Below are 17079 nucleotides of genomic sequence, written 5' to 3'. Positions count from 1 at the left end.
CGAACCATAAAAACGACAAGGGAATGCCATGCGTCATCTACTGATTGCCGCCGGGGCCGGGCTGCTGCTTGCAAGCGGCTGCGCCTCGAACGAGACCCGGTCCACCGATTCCGGGGATGCGGCGGCCACGCCGACGGACACGCCGACGGACACGCCGGCCGCTACCGTCGAGGTCGCGGCGGATGCGCCGGTGATCCGGGTTGCGCACGCGGTGCCCTACAGCGCCGATGCCACCATCGCCAACAACATCCGCCAGGAGTGCAACCTGGAGGAACAGTTCTCCGAGTTCATCGAGCACTACGGGGCCGATCAGGGCATCCGCTTCCAGCGTAGCCAGGATCTCGATCCAGCGTCCGGTGGCCAGGTGCTGATGGTCGAACTGACCGACGCGGTCAGCGGTGGCAATGCCTGGATCGGCCACCGCAAGGTAACCGAGGCAGCGGGAACGCTGTACGCGGACGGGGAGGAGCAGGCCAGCTTTACCTCGCGGCGTTTCTCGGGCGGCGGCGCATTTGGCGGCTTCAAGGGCTCGTGTTCGGTGCTGGGGCGTACCGTGCAGGTGATGGGCCGTGACATCGCGGCCTGGTCGGCGGCGCCGGAGGACGGTGCCCACCTGGGCGATTAATCGTCGCAGGGGTCGGGGTCGGGCCTTCGCGCCGTGCGGGCGCCGACCTCCTCGCCCGCCAACCGCTGCATCCAGTCGACCAGGCGGATGGCCGTGGTCTGCCAGTCGGGGGCGTGCAGAATGAGATGCGGCCAGTCGGGGGCGGTCCAGACCTCGGCCTGGCCCCGAGGATGGGCGCGGGCGGCCATGCAGACCGACTCGCGCTGGATCGTCCCGTCCTGCTCGCCCCACAGGTACACCACCGGGGCTGTGACGTGGCCGATATGATCCGTGGCGTACTGGGCCAGCCAGACCACGCCGGCATAGGTATCCATGCGCACACGGCGGATGATGCGTGGGTCCTTGGAGAAGCGTTCGACCGCGTCGGGTGCAAGGCTGTCGGAGTAGTCGGGGTCGATGGTCAGCGTGAGCCCGCCGGCGAGGACCTCGCCGGTGCGTACGGCAGCATCCCAGAAACCGCGCGCGGGGATCCCGCCACGCAGGCCCGGGGCGACAGCCATCACCCCGGCGACCTCCAGCTCGGGGTGGGTGGCGAGGCTCGCTAGCGCGGCGGAGCCGCCCATGCTCTCGCCCAGCAGGAAGATCGGCCGTTCGGGGTCCTCCGCTTGCGCCGCGCGGACCATCGCAGCCACGTCGCTGATCAGGGGTTCGACACCCGGCCAGCGGCCGTGCGGCTCGCTCGTGCCATGGCCGCGCTGATCCAGCGCCTGGACACTGTAGCCGCGATCGGCCAGCCAGGGGCCCAGGGCGTCATAGGCACCGGCGTGATCGCGGAAGCTGTGCAGGGCGATCACCACGGCGACGGGTTCTGCGGGCGACCAGCGGCGGACGCGATCGGGGGCAATCGCTGCGCCCGCGGGAGCTTCCTTCACTGGGGTCCCCGCCGCGCGCACGGTTTCACGCTCCGGGGCGGCCGCACAGGCGGTCAAAGCCAGCAGCAGTACAGCCAGGAGCCCGACCGCGCCCGGGATTCGGCGGCGCGTCACGCCTCATATCCCCAGTTCATCCCAGATCTCGTCCACGCGGCGCTTGACCGCCTCGTCCATGGCGATCGGCCGGCCCCACTCGCGATCGGTCTCGCCCGGCCATTTGGAGGTCGCGTCCATGCCCATCTTGGACCCTAGACCCGAGACCGGCGAGGCAAAGTCGAGATAGTCGATGGGGGTGTTTTCCACGAGGGTGGTGTCGCGGGCCGGATCCATGCGCGTGGTGAGTGCCCAGATCACGTCATTCCAGTCCCGGGTGTTCACGTCGTCGTCGACCACAATCACGAACTTGGTGTACATGAACTGACGCAGGAAGGACCACACCCCCATCATCACGCGCTTGGCGTGGCCCGGGTACTGCTTGCGCATGGAGACGACGGCCAGACGGTAGGAACAACCCTCGGGCGGCAGGTAGAAGTCCACGATCTCCGGGAACTGCTTCTGCAGGATGGGAATGAACACCTCGTTCAGGGCCACCCCGAGCACGGCGGGCTCATCCGGCGGGCGACCGGTGTAGGTGGAATGGTAGATCGGCTGATCACGATGGGTGATGCGGTCGATGGTGAAGACCGGGAATTCGTCCACCTCGTTGTAGTAACCCGTGTGGTCCCCGAACGGGCCTTCCGGCGCGGTGTCGCCCGGGTGGATGTGCCCCTCGAGCACGAACTCGGCGGAGGCCGGGACCTCCAGGTCGGAACCGATGCAGCGGGTGACCTCGGTTCGACTGCCACGCAGCAATCCGGCGAAGGCATATTCGGACAGGGTGTCCGGCACCGGGGTCACGGCGCCGAGGATGGTGGCCGGATCGGCACCCAGGGCGACCGCGATGGGAAACGGCTCGCCGGGGTGGGCCTGGCACCACTCGCGAAAATCGAGGGCCCCGCCACGATGGGACAGCCAGCGCATGATCACGCGATTGCGCCCAATGACCTGCTGGCGATAGATCCCGAGGTTCTGACGCGACTTCTCCGGGCCACGGGTGACCACCAGGCCCCAGGTAATCAGGGGGCCGGCGTCTTCCGGCCAGCAGGTCTGGACCGGGAGTTGGTCGAGATCAACCGCATCGCCTTCCAGCACATGGCGCTGGCAGGGCGCCCCGCGGATCTTCTTGGGCGCCATGTCCAGCACCTTGCGAAAGATCGGCAGCTGTTCCCAGGCGGCCTTGAGCCCCTTGGGTGGGTCCGGCTGCTTGAGGAAGGCGAGCAGGCGCCCGACCTCGCGCAGGGCTTCGACCGAGTCCTCGCCCATGCCCATGGCCACCCGCTCCGGGGTACCAAACAGGTTGGCGAGCACCGGGATGTCGGAGCCGGTAGGGTTTTCGAACAGCAGGGCCGGGCCGCCGGCGCGCAGGACGCGGTCGGCGATCTCGGTCATCTCCAGGTTCGGGTCCACCTCGCGGGTGATGCGGCGTAGCTCGCCGCGCTGTTCGAGGCCATCAATGAAATCGCGCAGATCCTTGTACTTCACGGGGTCTCCCTCGGGAATGGCCGGTTGGTGCGACCCGGGCCGGGGTTAGGCGGAGAATTCCGCCCAGACCGGCGCATGGTCGGACGGACGCTCCCAGGCACGCGGTTCGCGGTCAATGCCCGCGGCCTGTAGACGGGCCTGCAAGGGAGCGCTGGCGAGGACCAGGTCGATGCGCAGGCCCCGATTGCGACGGAAGGACGCAGCCCGATAATCGAACCAGGAATACTCCTCCGCGGGCTGCTCGAAGGTGCGGAAGGTATCCGTGAGGCCGAGATCGGTCAGCGCGGCCAGGGCCTCGCGTTCCGGCGTGGAGCACAGGATGCGCTCGTGCCAGGCCTCGGGGTCGTGCACATCGCGATCATCCGGGGCGATGTTGAAGTCACCGAGGACCACGAGATTCGGGTGCTGCGCAATCTCGTCGGCCAGCCAGGCGTGCAGCCGCGCCAGCCAGTCCAGCTTGTAGGCGTATTTCTCGGTTCCGACGTTCTCGCCGTTCACGACATACAGGTTGACGACGCGAACCTCGCCGATGGTGGCGGCGAGGATACGGCGCTGGGCGTCCTCGAGCCCGGGCGGGTCGGTGACCACGTCGGTGGCCTCGGTGCGGGAGATGATGGCCACGCCGTTGTAGGTCTTCTGCCCGGAGAACACGACCTGATAGCCCGCATCGCGGATGGCCGCCGCCGGAAAGTTCTCGTCGGTCAGCTTGGTCTCCTGCAGGGCCAGGACGTCGGTCCGCGAGCTCCCCAGCCAATCGAGGACCTGCGGCAGACGCACCTTGAGCGAATTGACGTTCCAGCTGGCGATCTTCACGCGGCTTTCTCCTCCAGGCCGCTATGGCGCAACAGGGCGTCGATCTGCGGATCGCGCCCGCGGAAGGCACGGAAGGAATCCGCGGCCGGGCGCGAGGCGCCGGCCTCGAGAATCTCGCGCAGGTAGGCCGCCCCCACTTCGGACGAAAACAGACCTTCCTCTTCGAAGCGCCCGAATGCGTCAGCCGACAGGACCTCGGCCCACTTGTAGCTGTAGTACCCCGCGGCATAGCCGCCGGCGAAGATGTGGCCGAAGCCGTGGGCGAAGCGATTGAACGCCGGCGGATGGACCACCGCGATCTCCTGACGCACGGTCTCCAGGAGCTGCTGGATGTCCGCGGCCTTCGCAGGGGCGGGCCCGGCATGCAGGCGCATGTCGAAGAGGGAGAACTCGACCTGGCGCAATAGCTGTAACGCCGCGTGGAAGTGGCGCGTGCCCTGCAGGCGCTGGAACAGGTCCTCGGGCATCGCCTCGCCGGTCTCGTGATGGCGCGCGAACAGATCCAGCGCCTCGCGTTCCCAGCACCAGTTCTCCATGAACTGACTGGGCAGTTCGACCGCATCCCATTCCACGCCGTTGATGCCGGCGATATCGGGTTCGTCCACCCGGGTCAGCATGTGATGCAGGCCGTGACCGAACTCATGGAACAGCGTAATCACTTCGTCATGAGTGAAAAGGGCCGCCTTGCCGTCCACCGGCGGGGTGGAGTTGCAGGTCATGTAGGCGACCGGCAGCTGGGCGCGGTCCTCGGAGATGAAACGGTTGCGGCATACATCCATCCAGGCGCCGCCGCGCTTGTTCTTGCGGGCGTAGAGATCGAAGTAAAAGCCAGCGCGTTCGGTACCATTCGCGTCAAAGATGCGATAGAACCGGACGTCGTCGTGCCAGGTCTCGATGCTGTCATCGGGCTCGAAGCGGACCTGGAACAGGCGCTGGACCAGGCCGAACAAGCCGTTGACTGCCTGGTCAGCGGGGAAATAGGGCTTCAACATCTCCTGGCTGAGACCCAGGCGCCGCTCACGCATCTTCTCGGCCGCGAAGGCCATGTCCCAGGCCTCCAGGGTTCCTAGGTCGAGCTCGTCGCGGGCAAAGGCGCGCAACTCGTCCAGGTCGCGCTCGGCCCGGGGGCGCGCGCGGTGCGCCAGATCCTGGAGGAAGCCTTCGACCTGCTCGGCGCTATCGGCCATCTTGGTCGCGAGCGAACGCTCGGCGTAGTGGCGAAAGCCCGTCAGATGCGCCTTCTCCTCCCGCAACTGGAGGATCTCGACCATGATCTCGCTGTTGTCGTGATTGCCGGCGCCGGGCCCGAGGTCAGACGCACGCGTCGTGAAGGCCTCGTACACACGGAAACGCAGGTCGCGATCCTCGGCGTGGGTCATGACTGCGAGGTAGCTGGGAATATCCAGGGTCACGACAAAACCCGTCTGGTCGTGATCGCGAGCGTTCTGCGCGAGCATGGCCCGATCGGACTCGGAGATGCCGGCGAGCGCGGCCGCATCATCGGTCTGCCAGGTCCAGGCCTGAGTGGCGTCCAGCACGTTCTCTTCGAAACGTGCAGTCAGCTCCGAAAGGCGGGCGTTGATGGCGCGCAGGCGGTCACGCTCGGCCTCGGGGAGATCGACGCCGCTCAGATGGAAATCACGCAGCATGTCATCCAGCACCTTGCGCCGCTGGGGCGAAAGCTGCGCGTACTCTTCACTGTCTGCCAGGCGACGGACCGCCCGGTACAGGCCCTGATGCTGCGAAACCCAGCTGCCGTAATCCGACAACAGGGGAAGGCTGGCGTTGTATGCCTCCCGAATCTCGGGACCGTTCATGACCGCATTGAGGTGCCCCACCGGGGACCAGACGGCATCCAGGCGCGTGTCCAGCGCCTGCAACGGCTGGATCAGGGTGGCCCAGGTCGGTTGATCCCCGACGGCCGCGACCAGCCGATCAATCTCCGCGCGATTCTCCACCAGGACGGTTTCCACCGCGGGCAGGACATGTTGGGGCTCGATGGCACGAAAGGCGGGCAGCCGGTCGGTCTGCAGCAAGGGGTTGGACACGGTATCTCCAAGGGTCGGGCCAGCAGTGGATTATGCCATTCGGACAGAAAGCCCGGCAGGGTGTTCCCGGCAACGGGGTGGTCGGGGCGAAGCTTATGGGCTCGGCGGGCGAACGGGGTGAAAGACGGCATGGCCAGCGAGGCGGGCGAGGAGTCCGTAGGCCCACTGGCAGCGCAGCCCGGCATAGGCATCCACAGCAGCATTGTAGCGGCCGAGGGCCTCAGTAATTGCTTGGTCCAGTGCCGCTACGCGAGGGGGCAGTCGATCAGTCGAACCCAGAAACTTATGATATTTATCATGGAGTTGCGTTCGTATATGGTCCCATTCGGCGCGGATGGCGCGTTCGCCCCGGGCCAGACCCGGAAGATCACCGCAGCGTCGCGCTCGCTCCTGTGCCTGGACCACCTGTTGGAGCACCCGCAGGTCCAGGGGCGGATCGGCCCGGGTCGCGGAACAAGCCCGCTCCAGCAGGCCATTGCGCTGGGTGAGCAGGGTATCGAGTCGATCCCAGGCCGCGACGACGCGGCGTTCATGGACCGCAAGATGGGTGTACAGGCGAAACGCGACCAGCGCCAGAATCACCAGGACCAGGAGTGCGGCCAGGACCTGCATGGTGCCGGCGGGATTCGTCGTACCGTGGCAGCGAGTACGTCAGATATCGACGTTCTCGGCACTGAGGGCTCGCGACTCGATAAATTCGCGACGCGGCTCAACCTGATCGCCCATCAGGGTGGTGAAGATTTCGTCGGCACGGATGGCATCTTCGACCCGGACCTGGAGCAGGCGGCGGGATTCGGGGTTCATGGTGGTGTCCCAAAGCTGGTCGGGATTCATCTCGCCTAGGCCCTTGTAGCGCTGGGTTGCCAGCCCGCGGCGGCCTTCCTGCAGGAGCCATTCCATGGCTTCGGAAAAGCCCTCGATCACGTGGACGCGTTCCCCGCGCTTCATGTACGCACCTTCGTCGAGAAGGGCGTTAAGACGGGCGGACAGGTCGAGTACTGCCTGAAAATCACGCGATGCCAGGGTGTCATCGGTGATGTACTGCGACAGGGCGGCGCCGTGTTCGATGCGGTCCAGGCTCAGCTGTGCCGTGCCTTCATGCTGGGTCACCGGCCCCAGGCTGTAGCGGGTTGCACCCGCCTTGTCGCTGGATAGATTCTCCAGGATGCGGGCAAACCACGCCTGAACCGCAGCGTTGGTCACGCTTCGGGGCTCGGGGATCGCATCAGCCTCGAGCATCGCCCAAAGGATGCGCGAGTCGTACATCCGGCCCAGGCGCTGCACGGCGCGCGCGGCCTTTTGATAGCCCTTCACCAGGTCCTCGAAGGCCTCGCCGGTAATCGGAGGTGCATCCGGGCTGGGATAGAGCGCGGCGCCGTCCAGTGCGAGGGAGATCACGATCTCGCCCATTTCGGCCTCGTCGCGCACGTACTGCTCGCGCTTGCCACGCTTGATCTTGTACAGCGGCGGCTGCGCGATATATACGTGGCCGCGCTCGATCAGTTCCGGCATCTGGCGGAAGAAGAAGGTCAGAAGCAGGGTACGGATATGGGAGCCGTCCACGTCCGCGTCAGTCATGATGATAATGCGGTGATAACGCAGCTTGTCCGGATCGTACTCTTCCTTGCCAATACCGCAGCCGAGCGCCGTGATGAGCGTGCCCACCTCGGCCGAACCCAGCATACGGTCAAAGCGCGCCCGCTCGACATTCAGGATCTTGCCCTTGAGCGGCAGGATCGCCTGAAAATGGCGGTCACGGCCCTGCTTGGCCGAACCGCCGGCGGAGTCACCCTCGACCAGGTAGAGCTCGGACTGAGCCGGGTCCTTCTCCTGACAGTCGGCCAGCTTGCCCGGCAGACCGGCAATATCCAGCGCGCCCTTGCGGCGGGTGACCTCACGCGCCTTGCGGGCGGCCTCGCGCGCTCGCGCGGCATCCAGCACCTTCTCGGTGATGGCCTTGGCTTCCTGCGGGTGTTCCAGCAGGAAGTTGTTGAGGGCATCGGACAGCACGCTTTCAACGATCGGCTTGACCTCGGAGGAAACCAGCTTGTCCTTGGTCTGCGAGGAGAACTTGGGATCCGGCACCTTGACCGAGAGTACGGCCGTGAGGCCTTCGCGCATGTCGTCGCCCGCCGTGGCGACCTTGGCCTTCTTGATCAGGCCCTCGTTCTCCAGGTACTGATTGATCGTGCGCGTCAGCGCGGCGCGAAAGCCCGCCATGTGCGAGCCACCGTCGCGCTGCGGAATGTTGTTGGTGTAGCAGAAGATGTTCTCCTGGTAGGAGTCATTCCACTGCAGGGCGATTTCGACTGCGTAGTCCTCGCGCATCTGGTCGGCGTAGACGACCGTGGGATGCAGCGCGGTTTTCTTCTGGTTCAGGTGTTCGACGAAAGCACGGATACCGCCTTCGAAGACAAAGGTCTCCTCGCGGTTGTCCCGGTGGTCGCGCAGCGTTATGCGCACGCCCGAGTTGAGGAACGACAGCTCCCGCAGGCGCTTGGCGAGGATCTCGTAGTGAAAATTGATGTCGGTGAAGATGGTCGGGCTGGGGCGAAACCAGATCTTCGTTCCGTTACGCTCCGTGGTGCCAGTCACCGCCAGCGGCGCATCCGGGACGCCGAGGTGATAGATCTGTTCGTGGCGCTGACCATCCCGGTGGATCTCCAGGCTGAGCTCTTCCGACAGGGCATTCACCACCGAGACACCCACGCCGTGCAGGCCGCCGGAGACCTTGTAGGAGTTGTTGTCGAACTTCCCGCCTGCGTGCAGGACCGTGAGGATGACCTCGGCGGCCGACATACCCTCTTCTTCGTGGATATCCACGGGAATGCCGCGACCGTTGTCCGTAACGGAGACCGCATTGTCCTCGTGGATCGTGACCTCAATACTGTCGCAGTGACCTGCCAGCGCCTCGTCGATCGAGTTATCGACCACCTCGAAGACCATGTGGTGCAGGCCTGTGCCGTCATCGGTGTCACCGATGTACATGCCCGGTCGCTTGCGAACGGCATCCAGGCCCTTGAGGACGCGGATCTGAGAGGAATCGTAGACGGAGGGATCTTGGGCTTCAGTTTCGGACATGCGGGTCAGTCATCCGGCCAGTTGCAGACACGCCAGTATAGCGCAAAGGCGGGGGGCACCGGTGAGGTCACGTGCGGGGGTCCAGGAGGGCCACGAGACCCAAGGCCCGGGCGCATCAGGCTGGGGATTCGGGTGTTACGCGACCATGTTTCACGTGGAACAATTGCCCTGCGGTATCCCCTGCCAGCCCCGGGATGTCATCTCCCACAGCGGTCACCAGGATCTGCCAGCCCGACTCACACAACCCGGACATCAACCCCTCCACTGCCTCGCGATCCAGCTCCGACACTACATCGTCCAGCAACATCACCGGCGCCCGCCCGGTCTCGGCCTCGAGCATCCATGCCTGCCCGCCCACGAGAGCCGTAACCAATCGCTTTTGTTCGCCCCGGGAGGCCTCGGCGGCGAGACGACCCGATAGCCGCAAATCAATGTCGGCCCGCTGCGGCCCCGCCTGCGCGAAGCCCCGTTCTTCGTCGCCCTCCCGACTACGCTCCAGCGCCTCGCTCAGGCTCCTTTCCCGGTCCCAGCCCATCCGCGCATTCAAGTTCAAATCGGCTAACCGCTCGCCGAATCCGAACTGCCGGGCGGCCTCCATAGTCGCCGCCTGCCAGAACTCAACGTAACGACGCCGCGCGTCACTGATCGCCTCGCCGAATTCCAGCCAGGGTCGCTCAAACTCGCGAGCCCCCGCGCGGTCCCCCACGCGCAAGGCGGCATTACGTTGGTCATGGGCCCGCTTCCAGCGCTGCCACTGGCCCCGGTACCCCGGGATCGCATGGAAGCACCCCCAGTCCAGCAAGCGCCTGCGCTCTTCCGGTCCACCCGTCAACAATTCGAAGGAGCCCGCATGCAGCGTACGCGCCGGCAACCACTCGGCCACCGCCGCGTGGCCTTCCATCCAGCGGCCATCAAGCCGCGACCGGCGAGTACCATCCCAGCTAATCCCCAGCCGATGGGAGCCCCCGGCCGGATCCTTCACCACTGCCCCAATCCACAACCCGTCGGCTCCGCTCCGCCCGACACGCCGTAATTGCTGAGTACGAAACGAGCGCCCAGCCGCGAGGATATGCACTGCTTCGAGTATCGAGGTCTTGCCTGCACCGTTCGGGCCGACCAGCCGGTTGATTCCCGGCCCCAACGTCAAGGCCTGTTCCTCAAGGTTGCGGACCCCCTGCCACCACAGCGACTCCAGCACGCAGACCCCGGAACTACAGGCGCATCGGCATCACCACGTAGCGCGCCCCGCCCGGTGGTTCCGCCTGAATCAGGATCGACGAGTTCCCGTCACGTAGCCCGATCCGGACCTGCTCGGTCTCCAGGACATTCAGCACGTCCGCCAGGTACCCGAGGTTGAAACCGATCTCCATTGGCCCCCCATCGTATTCCGCCTCGACCGACTCCTGGGCCTCTTCACGATCCGCGTTGTGGGTCATCACCTGGCAACCGTTCTCCCCCAGGGCCATGCGTACGCCGCGATACTTGTCACTCGCCACAATCGCGACCCGGCCCAACGCCTGTTTCAGAACTTCCCGGTCGACCCGCAACGTGGAGGGCAGATCCGAAGGGATGACCCGTTCGTAGTCCGGGAAGCGCCCCTCGATCACCTTGCTGCGCAGGACCGCTTTGCCGAGTTCGAATACGACCTGGTCTTCCCCGAAGCCGATCCGGACCGTCGATTCGTCGTCGGCCAGATTTCGTCGCAACTCCGCGACGGCCTTGCGCGGGACAATGCGTTCAACTCGCCCCTCCACCGGGTGCTCGAGTTCCACCTCGGCCAGCGCCAAGCGATGCCCGTCCGTCGCGACCGCCCGCAGACTGGTCCCGCTGGCTACCAGGAGCAAACCCTGGAGGTAGTAACGCACGTCCTGCTGCGCCATCGAAAACATCGTCGCTTCCAGCAGACGCCGCAGCCGGTTCTGGGGTACATCGAGCACGACCTCCGACCCTCGCGCCTCCCAGTCGGGGAAGTCCGCGCCGGGCAGGGTCGCCAGGCTGAAGCGCGAACCGGCGAATCCCACGGTCATGCGTTCGCCTTCCACCCGAGCCCGAATCTCGCTGTCCCCTGGGGCCGCCTTCACGACGTCCAACAGCTTGCGCACCGATACGGTGACATCGCATTCGCCCGGGATGGTGCCTTCCGCACCCGCCTGCCAGGCGAGTTCGAGATCGGTGGTATCCATCCGGATCGCACCGTTGTCGTCCGGTCGCAGACGCACATTCCCGAGGATCGGCATCGTCAATCGTTTTTCGGCCGCGCCCACAATCCGTTGCAGCGCTTCGGTCATCGTCTCGCGATTGAAAGACAGTTCCATGGCGATGTCCTGTATCTAGTGTTTAGATATTTAAATAGTAGTAATAAGGGGCAGGTCGACCTGTGCAGGAAACCCCAATTTCGTTTTAAATTCAGTTATTTGTCGACACTTTTTGGCTCTCCCGAACCTCTGTGAAGCCTGTTCCCAACCTGTGGACAGTTTCGCGGTCCGTGTTTTCCACCTTTCCATACCGCAGTTGCACCCAGCTTATCCACAGCTTTGCCGAGCAGTGGACAGCCACTTCAGCTACTGAGAGTCCGCAGAAGATTCGAGTAGTCCTCGTCCAGGCTGGCGTCCGCCTCGCGGAGTTCGGCGACCTTCCGGCAGGCATGGATGACCGTGGTGTGATCGCGACCGCCGAAGGCCTGTCCGATCTCCGGCAGGCTGTGCTGGGTCAGTTCCTTTGCCAGGGCCATCGCGATCTGCCGCGGACGGGCAATCGACCGGCTGCGCCGGCTCGACAGCAGATCGGCCACCTTCACGCGATAGTAGTCCGCGACCGTCTTCTGGATATTCTCCAGTGTAATCAGTTTGTTCTGTACCGCGAGAAGGTCGCGCAGCGCGTCCTTGGCAAACTCGACGGTGATCGGTTTCCCGGTAAAGTGCGCGTTGGCGATCACCCGCCGCAGCGAGCCTTCCAGTTCGCGGATGTTGGAACGGATCCGCTTGCCCATGAAGAATGCAACCTCGGAGGGGAGCTCGATCCCCGCCTGCTCGGCCTTGCGCTGGAGGATGGCCACCCGGGTCTCCAGTTCTGGCGGCTCGATCGCGATCGTCAGCCCCCAGCCGAAGCGAGACTTCAGGCGTTCCTCCAGCCCCTCCACCTCTTTCGGGTAGCGATCCGAGGTCAGGATGATCTGCTGCTGGCCCTCCAGCAGCGCGTTGAAGGTGTGGAAGAACTCCTCCTGGGAACGCTCCTTGCCGGCAAAGAACTGAATGTCGTCGATCAGCAGTGCGTCGGCGGAGCGATAGTGCTGCTTGAACTCGTCGATCGCGTTGTGCTGCAGAGCCTTGATCATGTCCGCCACGAAGCGCTCGGAGTGCAGATAGATGATCCGCCCTTCGGGGTGCCGGGCCAGGATGCTGTGACCGATGGCATGCATCAAGTGGGTCTTGCCAAGCCCGACCCCGCCATAGATGAACAACGGGTTGTAGGCCACCCCGGGGTTTTCCGCGACCTGGAGGCTGGCTGCGCGCGCGAGCTGGTTCGACTTGCCCTCGACGAAGCTGTCGAAGGTGAAGGCCGGGTTCAGGTTACTCACGGGCCCCTGCGGGCGTGGCGCAGTGCTGGCGCTCTTGTCTGCAGCACCGCGTTCATGGCGGGACTCGCGACCACTGGGGGTCGGCGGGACCGGAATCTGCGCACCACCAATCCCGAGTCGCACGCGGCGCCCGTCCTGCCCGCCCACCGGCTGCAGCTCGCCCACGGTCTGCTCGATCGATTCCAGCAGGTGATCGCGCACGTGCTCGAACACAAACTGGTTCGGCGCGAGCAGTCGCAGCCCGCCTTCGGACTCTTCGGCATGCAGCGGCCGCAGCCAGGTGTTGAGTTGCTGTTCGCTGACCTTCCCCTGCAGGCGATCCAGACAGGCTGTCCACAGGGCATTGGCTGACACGCGTTCGTCTCCGGGGCGACGGGGGAATTGGAAGCCACCGAGTCTACGCCGATGGGGGTACCCGGTGCCAGCGACTTGCCGACCCTCGAGATTGACTTTGCGTCCGGATGGCGCTAGTTTTCACCGCCCTTTAACCAAGCGTCACGGGAACTCTCATGAAGCGCACTTTTCAACCCAGCCGGCTCGTTCGCGCCCGCACGCACGGCTTCCGGGCCCGCATGGCCACCCGTGGTGGTCGCAAGGTCCTGAACGCCCGTCGCGCCAAGGGCCGCAAGCGCCTCTGCCCGTAGTCCGGGCGGCGCGCCGGCTCCCGTGACCGCGGCGCCAGCTAGCGAGACCTTTCCGCGCCGCGTCCGTCTGTTGACCGGTGCGGATTATCAGCGTGTCTTCAAGGATGCCCGGCGCCAGCGCGGTCGCGATCTGACCCTGCTCTATCGCCATTCGGAATCTGGCGAGGCGCGCCTGGGCCTTGCGATTGGCAAGCGGCATGTCCGCCAGGCATCGGACCGCAACCGGATCAAGCGCATTGTCCGAGAGGCCTTTCGCCAATGTCGGATCTCACTGCCGCCGGTCGACATGATCGTGCTGGCCCGAGGCGGCGCGGCGACCACGGATCGCCGGGCCCTGCGCGCCGAGATCGACAGCCTGCTGGAACGCCTGCAATGAGCCTGCCACGCAAGATCGCCCTGTTGCCCGTCCGGGCCTACCAGTACGGCATCTCGCCGTTCATGGCGCCCCATTGTCGGCATTACCCGACCTGTTCGGCCTATACCGTCGAGGCGGTCGAGACCCACGGGGTCCTGCGCGGCTTCTGGCTGGGCCTGCGGCGCATCCTGCGCTGCCACCCCTGGTCGCCGGGCGGTTATGATCCGGTCCCGGCTCCGCGTTCCGCTTCTCCCAGCACCCGACCCTCAAAGTAGTCGCGCTCATGGATAACCTTCGCCCCCTTCTGTGGCTCACCCTGGCCTTTGTCCTGTTCCTGATGTGGCAGGCCTGGAACCAGGATTACGGCACCCCGAGCCAGCCGGACCGCAGCGCCGAGCAAGCGGCCGAGGACCCGGATGCCCGGCCGGAGGACGTGCCGGACGCCCCGCAGTTCGAATCGGAGGCGGATCCACGGGCGGCTGACGCGCCGCAGGTCAGCACCCTGCAGGAGCCAGACCGCCAGCAGATCACCGTGCGCACCGACACCCACGAGATCCTGATCGATACCCGTGGCGGGACCCTGCTGCGGGCGGACCTGCTGCAGTACCCGCAGGACCTGCAGGACGATCCGCTGGTGCCGGTCCGACTGTTCGACCACCGCGTGCGCGGCTATGTCGCGCAGAGCGGCCTGACCCATGACCGGGTGAACGACCAGTCGATGGAGGCCCGCGCACCTTCGCATCACGCCAACTTCCAGGTCGATCAGGACCGCTTCGAACTCGCCGACGGGCAGGACACGCTCGAGGTCCCGCTGCGCTGGACGTCCGACGATGGCGAAATCGAGGTCACCAAGACCTACACCTTCACGCGTGGCTCGCATCTGATCGAAGTGGACTACGAGGTCCACAACCGCTCGGATTCCACCTGGAGCGGCCGCCAGTACCGACAGCTGCGTCACGGTCCGACCCCCGACCGCGAGTCGTGGTGGCTGTACACCTTCACTGGCGCGGCCTATTTCGATGGCAGCTACGAGCGGGAACGCTTCGAGTCATTGCGTGACGACCCCATCCAGGCGCGCATCCAGGGGGGCTGGGTCGCGATGATCCAGCACTACTTCGTGTCGGCCTGGGTCCCGGGCGAGGACGAGGTGAACGCCCTGTACGCCCGCGCGGTGCCCGGTGAGGTGGGCGATGAGTACCTGATTGGCCTCCATTCCGAGTCCGTCCAGATCCCGGCGGGCTCCAGCGGCGGGTTCTCCACCCGCTTGTGGGTAGGTCCGAAGCTGCAGGACGAGCTGTCCCAGATTGCCCAGGGCCTGGAGCTGACAGTCGACTACGGTATCTTCACCTTCCTGTCCAAGCCGTTGTTCTGGCTGCTGGACAAGATCTACAGCGTGGTCGGGAACTGGGGCTGGGCCATCGTGCTGCTGACCATCCTGATCAAACTGGCCTTCTTCAAGCTGTCCGCGACCAGCTACCGTTCCATGGCGCGCATGCGCAAGGTCGCGCCGAAGCTGCAGGCACTGAAGGAACGCTACAAGGACGACAAGCAGCGCATGAACCAGGCGCTGATGGACCTGTACAAGAAGGAGAAGATCAACCCGCTGGGTGGCTGTCTCCCGATCCTGGTGCAAATTCCGGTGTTCATCGCCCTGTACTGGGTGCTGCTGGAGAGTGTCGAACTGCGCCAGGCGCCCTGGTGGCTGTGGGTGCAGGATCTGTCCTCGCGCGATCCGTACTTCATCCTGCCGATCCTGATGGGCGTGTCGATGTTCGTGCAGTACAAGCTGAACCCGCCGCCGATGGACCCGGTGCAGCAGAAGATCTTCATGGCGCTGCCGTTCGTGTTCACCGTGTTCTTCGCCTTCTTCCCGGCGGGTCTGGTGCTGTACTGGTTCACCAACAACCTGTTCTCCATCGCCCAGCAGTGGTACATCACGCGCAAGATCGAGAGCGGCGAGGACCCGGACAAGCAGAAGAGCTGACGCTTCGTGACCGTGACGGACACCATCGTCGCGGTCGCCACCCCGCCGGGGGTCGGCGGTATCGGTGTGGTCCGTCTATCGGGTCCCCAGGCCCTGCCCATCGCGCGGCGCCTGACCCGACGCGCGCAGCTGCTTCCACGCCACGCCCACTACGGCAGCTTCATTGATCCGGCGACTGGCGAGTCGCTGGACGACGGTCTGATCCTGTCCTTCCCGGGCCCGCACTCCTACACCGGTGAGGACGTGATCGAGCTGCAGGGCCACGGCAGCCCGGTCTTGCTGGAGGCGATCGTCGCCGCCGCGGTGGATCTCGGCGCGCGTCGTGCCCGACCGGGGGAGTTCACCGAGCAGGCCTTCCTCAACGGCCGACTCGACCTGGCGCAGGCGGAGGCGGTGGCCGATCTGATCCACGCCCAGACCGAGCAGGCCGCCAGACTTGCGCGATCCAGCCTGGACGGCGCCCTGGCGACCGAACTCGAACCGGTCTCGCGCGCGATCCGCGAGCTGCGTGTGGTCATCGAGGCGGAGATCGACTTCGGCGAGACCGATCTCGAGTCGGAGGCTGCCGCCGATATCGCACGCCGTGCCGACACCCTCCACACGACCATCCGCGAACTCCTCGAACGACTGCGTCCGGCGCGTTACTTTGCCCAGGGCTTGCGCCTGGCCCTGGTCGGGGCACCGAATGTCGGCAAGTCCAGCTTGATGAACCGTTTGGCCGAGAGCGAGGTCGCGATTGTCACCGATCGCCCCGGGACCACTCGCGACGTCCTGCGTTCGCCGATTGCGATCCACGGGATACCGGTCGAACTGATCGACACCGCCGGGCTGCACGCGAGTGAGGATCCGGTGGAGAAGATCGGCATGGAGCGGGCGCGGGAGGCGGCCACCGGGGCTGACTTGATCCTGGAGCTGCGCGATCTCACGCGTCCGGATGCGGCCCCCGACTTGGCGGCCCCGGCGGAAATCCCGCGACTGACCGTCTGGAACAAGATGGACTGCGTCGCCGACTCCACCCGAGCGGACCACGGGCTCAGGATCTCTGCACGGACCGGGGCAGGGGTCGACGCGCTCAAACAGGCGATCGTCGAGCGCCTGGGCGTGAGCGAGGGTGGCCAGCAACGCTTCAGCGTGCGCGCGCGTCATCTGGACGGCCTGCGTACGACGGCCACGCATCTCGCCGCGATCGACGCCGCCGCGCCCCCGGACCTGATCGCCGAGGAGTTGCGTCTGGCCGAACGCGCCCTGGACGCGCTCCTCGGTCGCCAGGACCACGAGGCCCTTCTCGGCGAAATCTTTGCCGGCTTCTGCATCGGCAAGTAGTCCCCGTCATTGCGAGGCCCCGAAAGGGGCTGCGGCAATCGCCCGCCGCGACCACCGGATTTCGCGGCCCGACGTCATGCCAGCTTCCGGAGATTGCTTCGCTTTGCTCGCAATGACGGGGGGCGCTGGATGCGGCCTCTGCTGCCCATCACGGCCGAAGCCGCCGCGGCGCAACG

At 65.6% G+C, this 17079-nt stretch carries 15 protein-coding genes; 6 read left to right on the top strand and 9 right to left on the bottom strand.

Features of this window, described 5'->3' with window-relative positions:
• Nucleotides 1-28 precede the first annotated feature (28 nt).
• The gene (locus G333_RS0103890; RefSeq protein ID WP_019627716.1) at nt 29-625 is read left to right on the top strand and encodes a hypothetical protein; all 597 of its coding nucleotides are present in this window, start codon (nt 29-31) and stop codon (nt 623-625) included.
• Here the strand turns inward: G333_RS0103890 and G333_RS0103885 are convergent.
• From G333_RS0103885 to dnaA, 9 genes are all read right to left on the bottom strand, one after another.
• The gene (locus G333_RS0103885) at nt 622-1611 is read right to left on the bottom strand and encodes an alpha/beta fold hydrolase (protein WP_019627715.1); all 990 of its coding nucleotides are present in this window, start codon (nt 1609-1611) and stop codon (nt 622-624) included. The two genes, G333_RS0103890 and G333_RS0103885, sit on opposite strands and share 4 nt — an antisense overlap.
• Nucleotides 1612-1614: 3 nt before the next feature.
• Entirely contained in the window at nt 1615-3078 is a 1464-nt protein-coding gene (gene ubiD / locus G333_RS0103880; RefSeq protein ID WP_018950877.1) for a 4-hydroxy-3-polyprenylbenzoate decarboxylase, read from the bottom strand.
• A gap of 45 nt (nt 3079-3123) precedes the next feature.
• Entirely contained in the window at nt 3124-3891 is a 768-nt protein-coding gene (xth, locus tag G333_RS0103875; protein WP_018937506.1) for an exodeoxyribonuclease III, read from the bottom strand.
• Nucleotides 3888-5939, bottom strand: coding sequence for a M3 family metallopeptidase (locus G333_RS0103870; protein WP_019627714.1), 2052 nt, complete (start codon nt 5937-5939; stop codon nt 3888-3890). Before G333_RS0103870 ends, xth begins: the two co-directional genes overlap by 4 nt.
• 93 nt (nt 5940-6032) lie before the next feature.
• On the bottom strand, nt 6033-6551 hold the full coding sequence (locus tag G333_RS0103865) for a hypothetical protein (RefSeq protein ID WP_019627713.1): 519 nt from the start codon (nt 6549-6551) through the stop codon (nt 6033-6035).
• Between the two features lie 39 nt (nt 6552-6590).
• Nucleotides 6591-9020 (bottom strand): DNA topoisomerase (ATP-hydrolyzing) subunit B, encoded by a 2430-nt coding sequence (gene gyrB, locus G333_RS0103860; protein ID WP_019627712.1) that lies wholly within the window; start codon nt 9018-9020, stop codon nt 6591-6593.
• Nucleotides 9021-9135: 115 nt separating this feature from the next.
• Entirely contained in the window at nt 9136-10218 is a 1083-nt protein-coding gene (locus G333_RS14215; protein ID WP_019627711.1) for a DNA replication/repair protein RecF, read from the bottom strand.
• Nucleotides 10219-10231: 13 nt separating this feature from the next.
• The gene (gene dnaN / locus G333_RS0103850) at nt 10232-11335 is read right to left on the bottom strand and encodes a DNA polymerase III subunit beta (protein WP_018937511.1); all 1104 of its coding nucleotides are present in this window, start codon (nt 11333-11335) and stop codon (nt 10232-10234) included.
• Nucleotides 11336-11577: 242 nt separating this feature from the next.
• Nucleotides 11578-12951, bottom strand: coding sequence for a chromosomal replication initiator protein DnaA (gene dnaA / locus G333_RS0103845; RefSeq protein ID WP_018937512.1), 1374 nt, complete (start codon nt 12949-12951; stop codon nt 11578-11580).
• Nucleotides 12952-13106: 155 nt separating this feature from the next.
• On the opposite strand from dnaA, the gene rpmH reads away from it, so the two are divergent.
• The 5 genes from rpmH to mnmE are packed head-to-tail and all read left to right on the top strand — an operon-like array spanning nt 13107 to nt 16903.
• Nucleotides 13107-13241: a 50S ribosomal protein L34 gene (gene rpmH / locus G333_RS0103840; protein ID WP_018141118.1), complete on the top strand. Its 135-nt coding sequence runs from the start codon at nt 13107-13109 to the stop codon at nt 13239-13241.
• A 22-nt stretch (nt 13242-13263) separates the two neighbouring features.
• Entirely contained in the window at nt 13264-13617 is a 354-nt protein-coding gene (gene rnpA / locus G333_RS0103835; protein WP_038037918.1) for a ribonuclease P protein component, read from the top strand.
• Nucleotides 13614-13871 (top strand): membrane protein insertion efficiency factor YidD, encoded by a 258-nt coding sequence (gene yidD, locus G333_RS0103830; RefSeq protein ID WP_018937514.1) that lies wholly within the window; start codon nt 13614-13616, stop codon nt 13869-13871. The genes rnpA and yidD overlap by 4 nt, the downstream gene beginning before the upstream one ends.
• Nucleotides 13872-13879: 8 nt before the next feature.
• Nucleotides 13880-15580: a membrane protein insertase YidC gene (yidC, locus tag G333_RS0103825; RefSeq protein WP_018950871.1), complete on the top strand. Its 1701-nt coding sequence runs from the start codon at nt 13880-13882 to the stop codon at nt 15578-15580.
• A gap of 6 nt (nt 15581-15586) precedes the next feature.
• Complete coding sequence (gene mnmE, locus G333_RS0103820) at nt 15587-16903, top strand: tRNA uridine-5-carboxymethylaminomethyl(34) synthesis GTPase MnmE (RefSeq protein WP_019627709.1); 1317 nt, start codon at nt 15587-15589, stop codon at nt 16901-16903.
• Nucleotides 16904-17079 lie beyond the last annotated feature (176 nt).

The sequence above is a fragment of the Thioalkalivibrio sp. AKL10 genome, assembly GCF_000381845.1.
Classification (GTDB): Bacteria; Pseudomonadota; Gammaproteobacteria; order Ectothiorhodospirales; family Ectothiorhodospiraceae; genus Thioalkalivibrio; species Thioalkalivibrio versutus.
The sequence above is the reverse complement of the archived record's forward strand: the minus strand, read 5'-3'. Positions and strand labels throughout refer to the sequence as shown.

What these genes read in the sequence shown, in the direction of transcription:
- G333_RS0103890 (WP_019627716.1), top strand. Translation starts at nt 29, where the DNA reads ATGCGTCATCTACTGATTGCCGCCGGGGCCGGGCTGCTGCTTGCAAGC.
- G333_RS0103865 (WP_019627713.1), bottom strand. Translation starts at nt 6,551, where the DNA reads ATGCAGGTCCTGGCCGCACTCCTGGTCCTGGTGATTCTGGCGCTGGTC.
- gyrB (WP_019627712.1), bottom strand. Translation starts at nt 9,020, where the DNA reads ATGTCCGAAACTGAAGCCCAAGATCCCTCCGTCTACGATTCCTCTCAG.
- dnaN (WP_018937511.1), bottom strand. Translation starts at nt 11,335, where the DNA reads ATGGAACTGTCTTTCAATCGCGAGACGATGACCGAAGCGCTGCAACGG.
- rpmH (WP_018141118.1), top strand. Translation starts at nt 13,107, where the DNA reads ATGAAGCGCACTTTTCAACCCAGCCGGCTCGTTCGCGCCCGCACGCAC.
- yidD (WP_018937514.1), top strand. Translation starts at nt 13,614, where the DNA reads ATGAGCCTGCCACGCAAGATCGCCCTGTTGCCCGTCCGGGCCTACCAG.
- yidC (WP_018950871.1), top strand. Translation starts at nt 13,880, where the DNA reads ATGGATAACCTTCGCCCCCTTCTGTGGCTCACCCTGGCCTTTGTCCTG.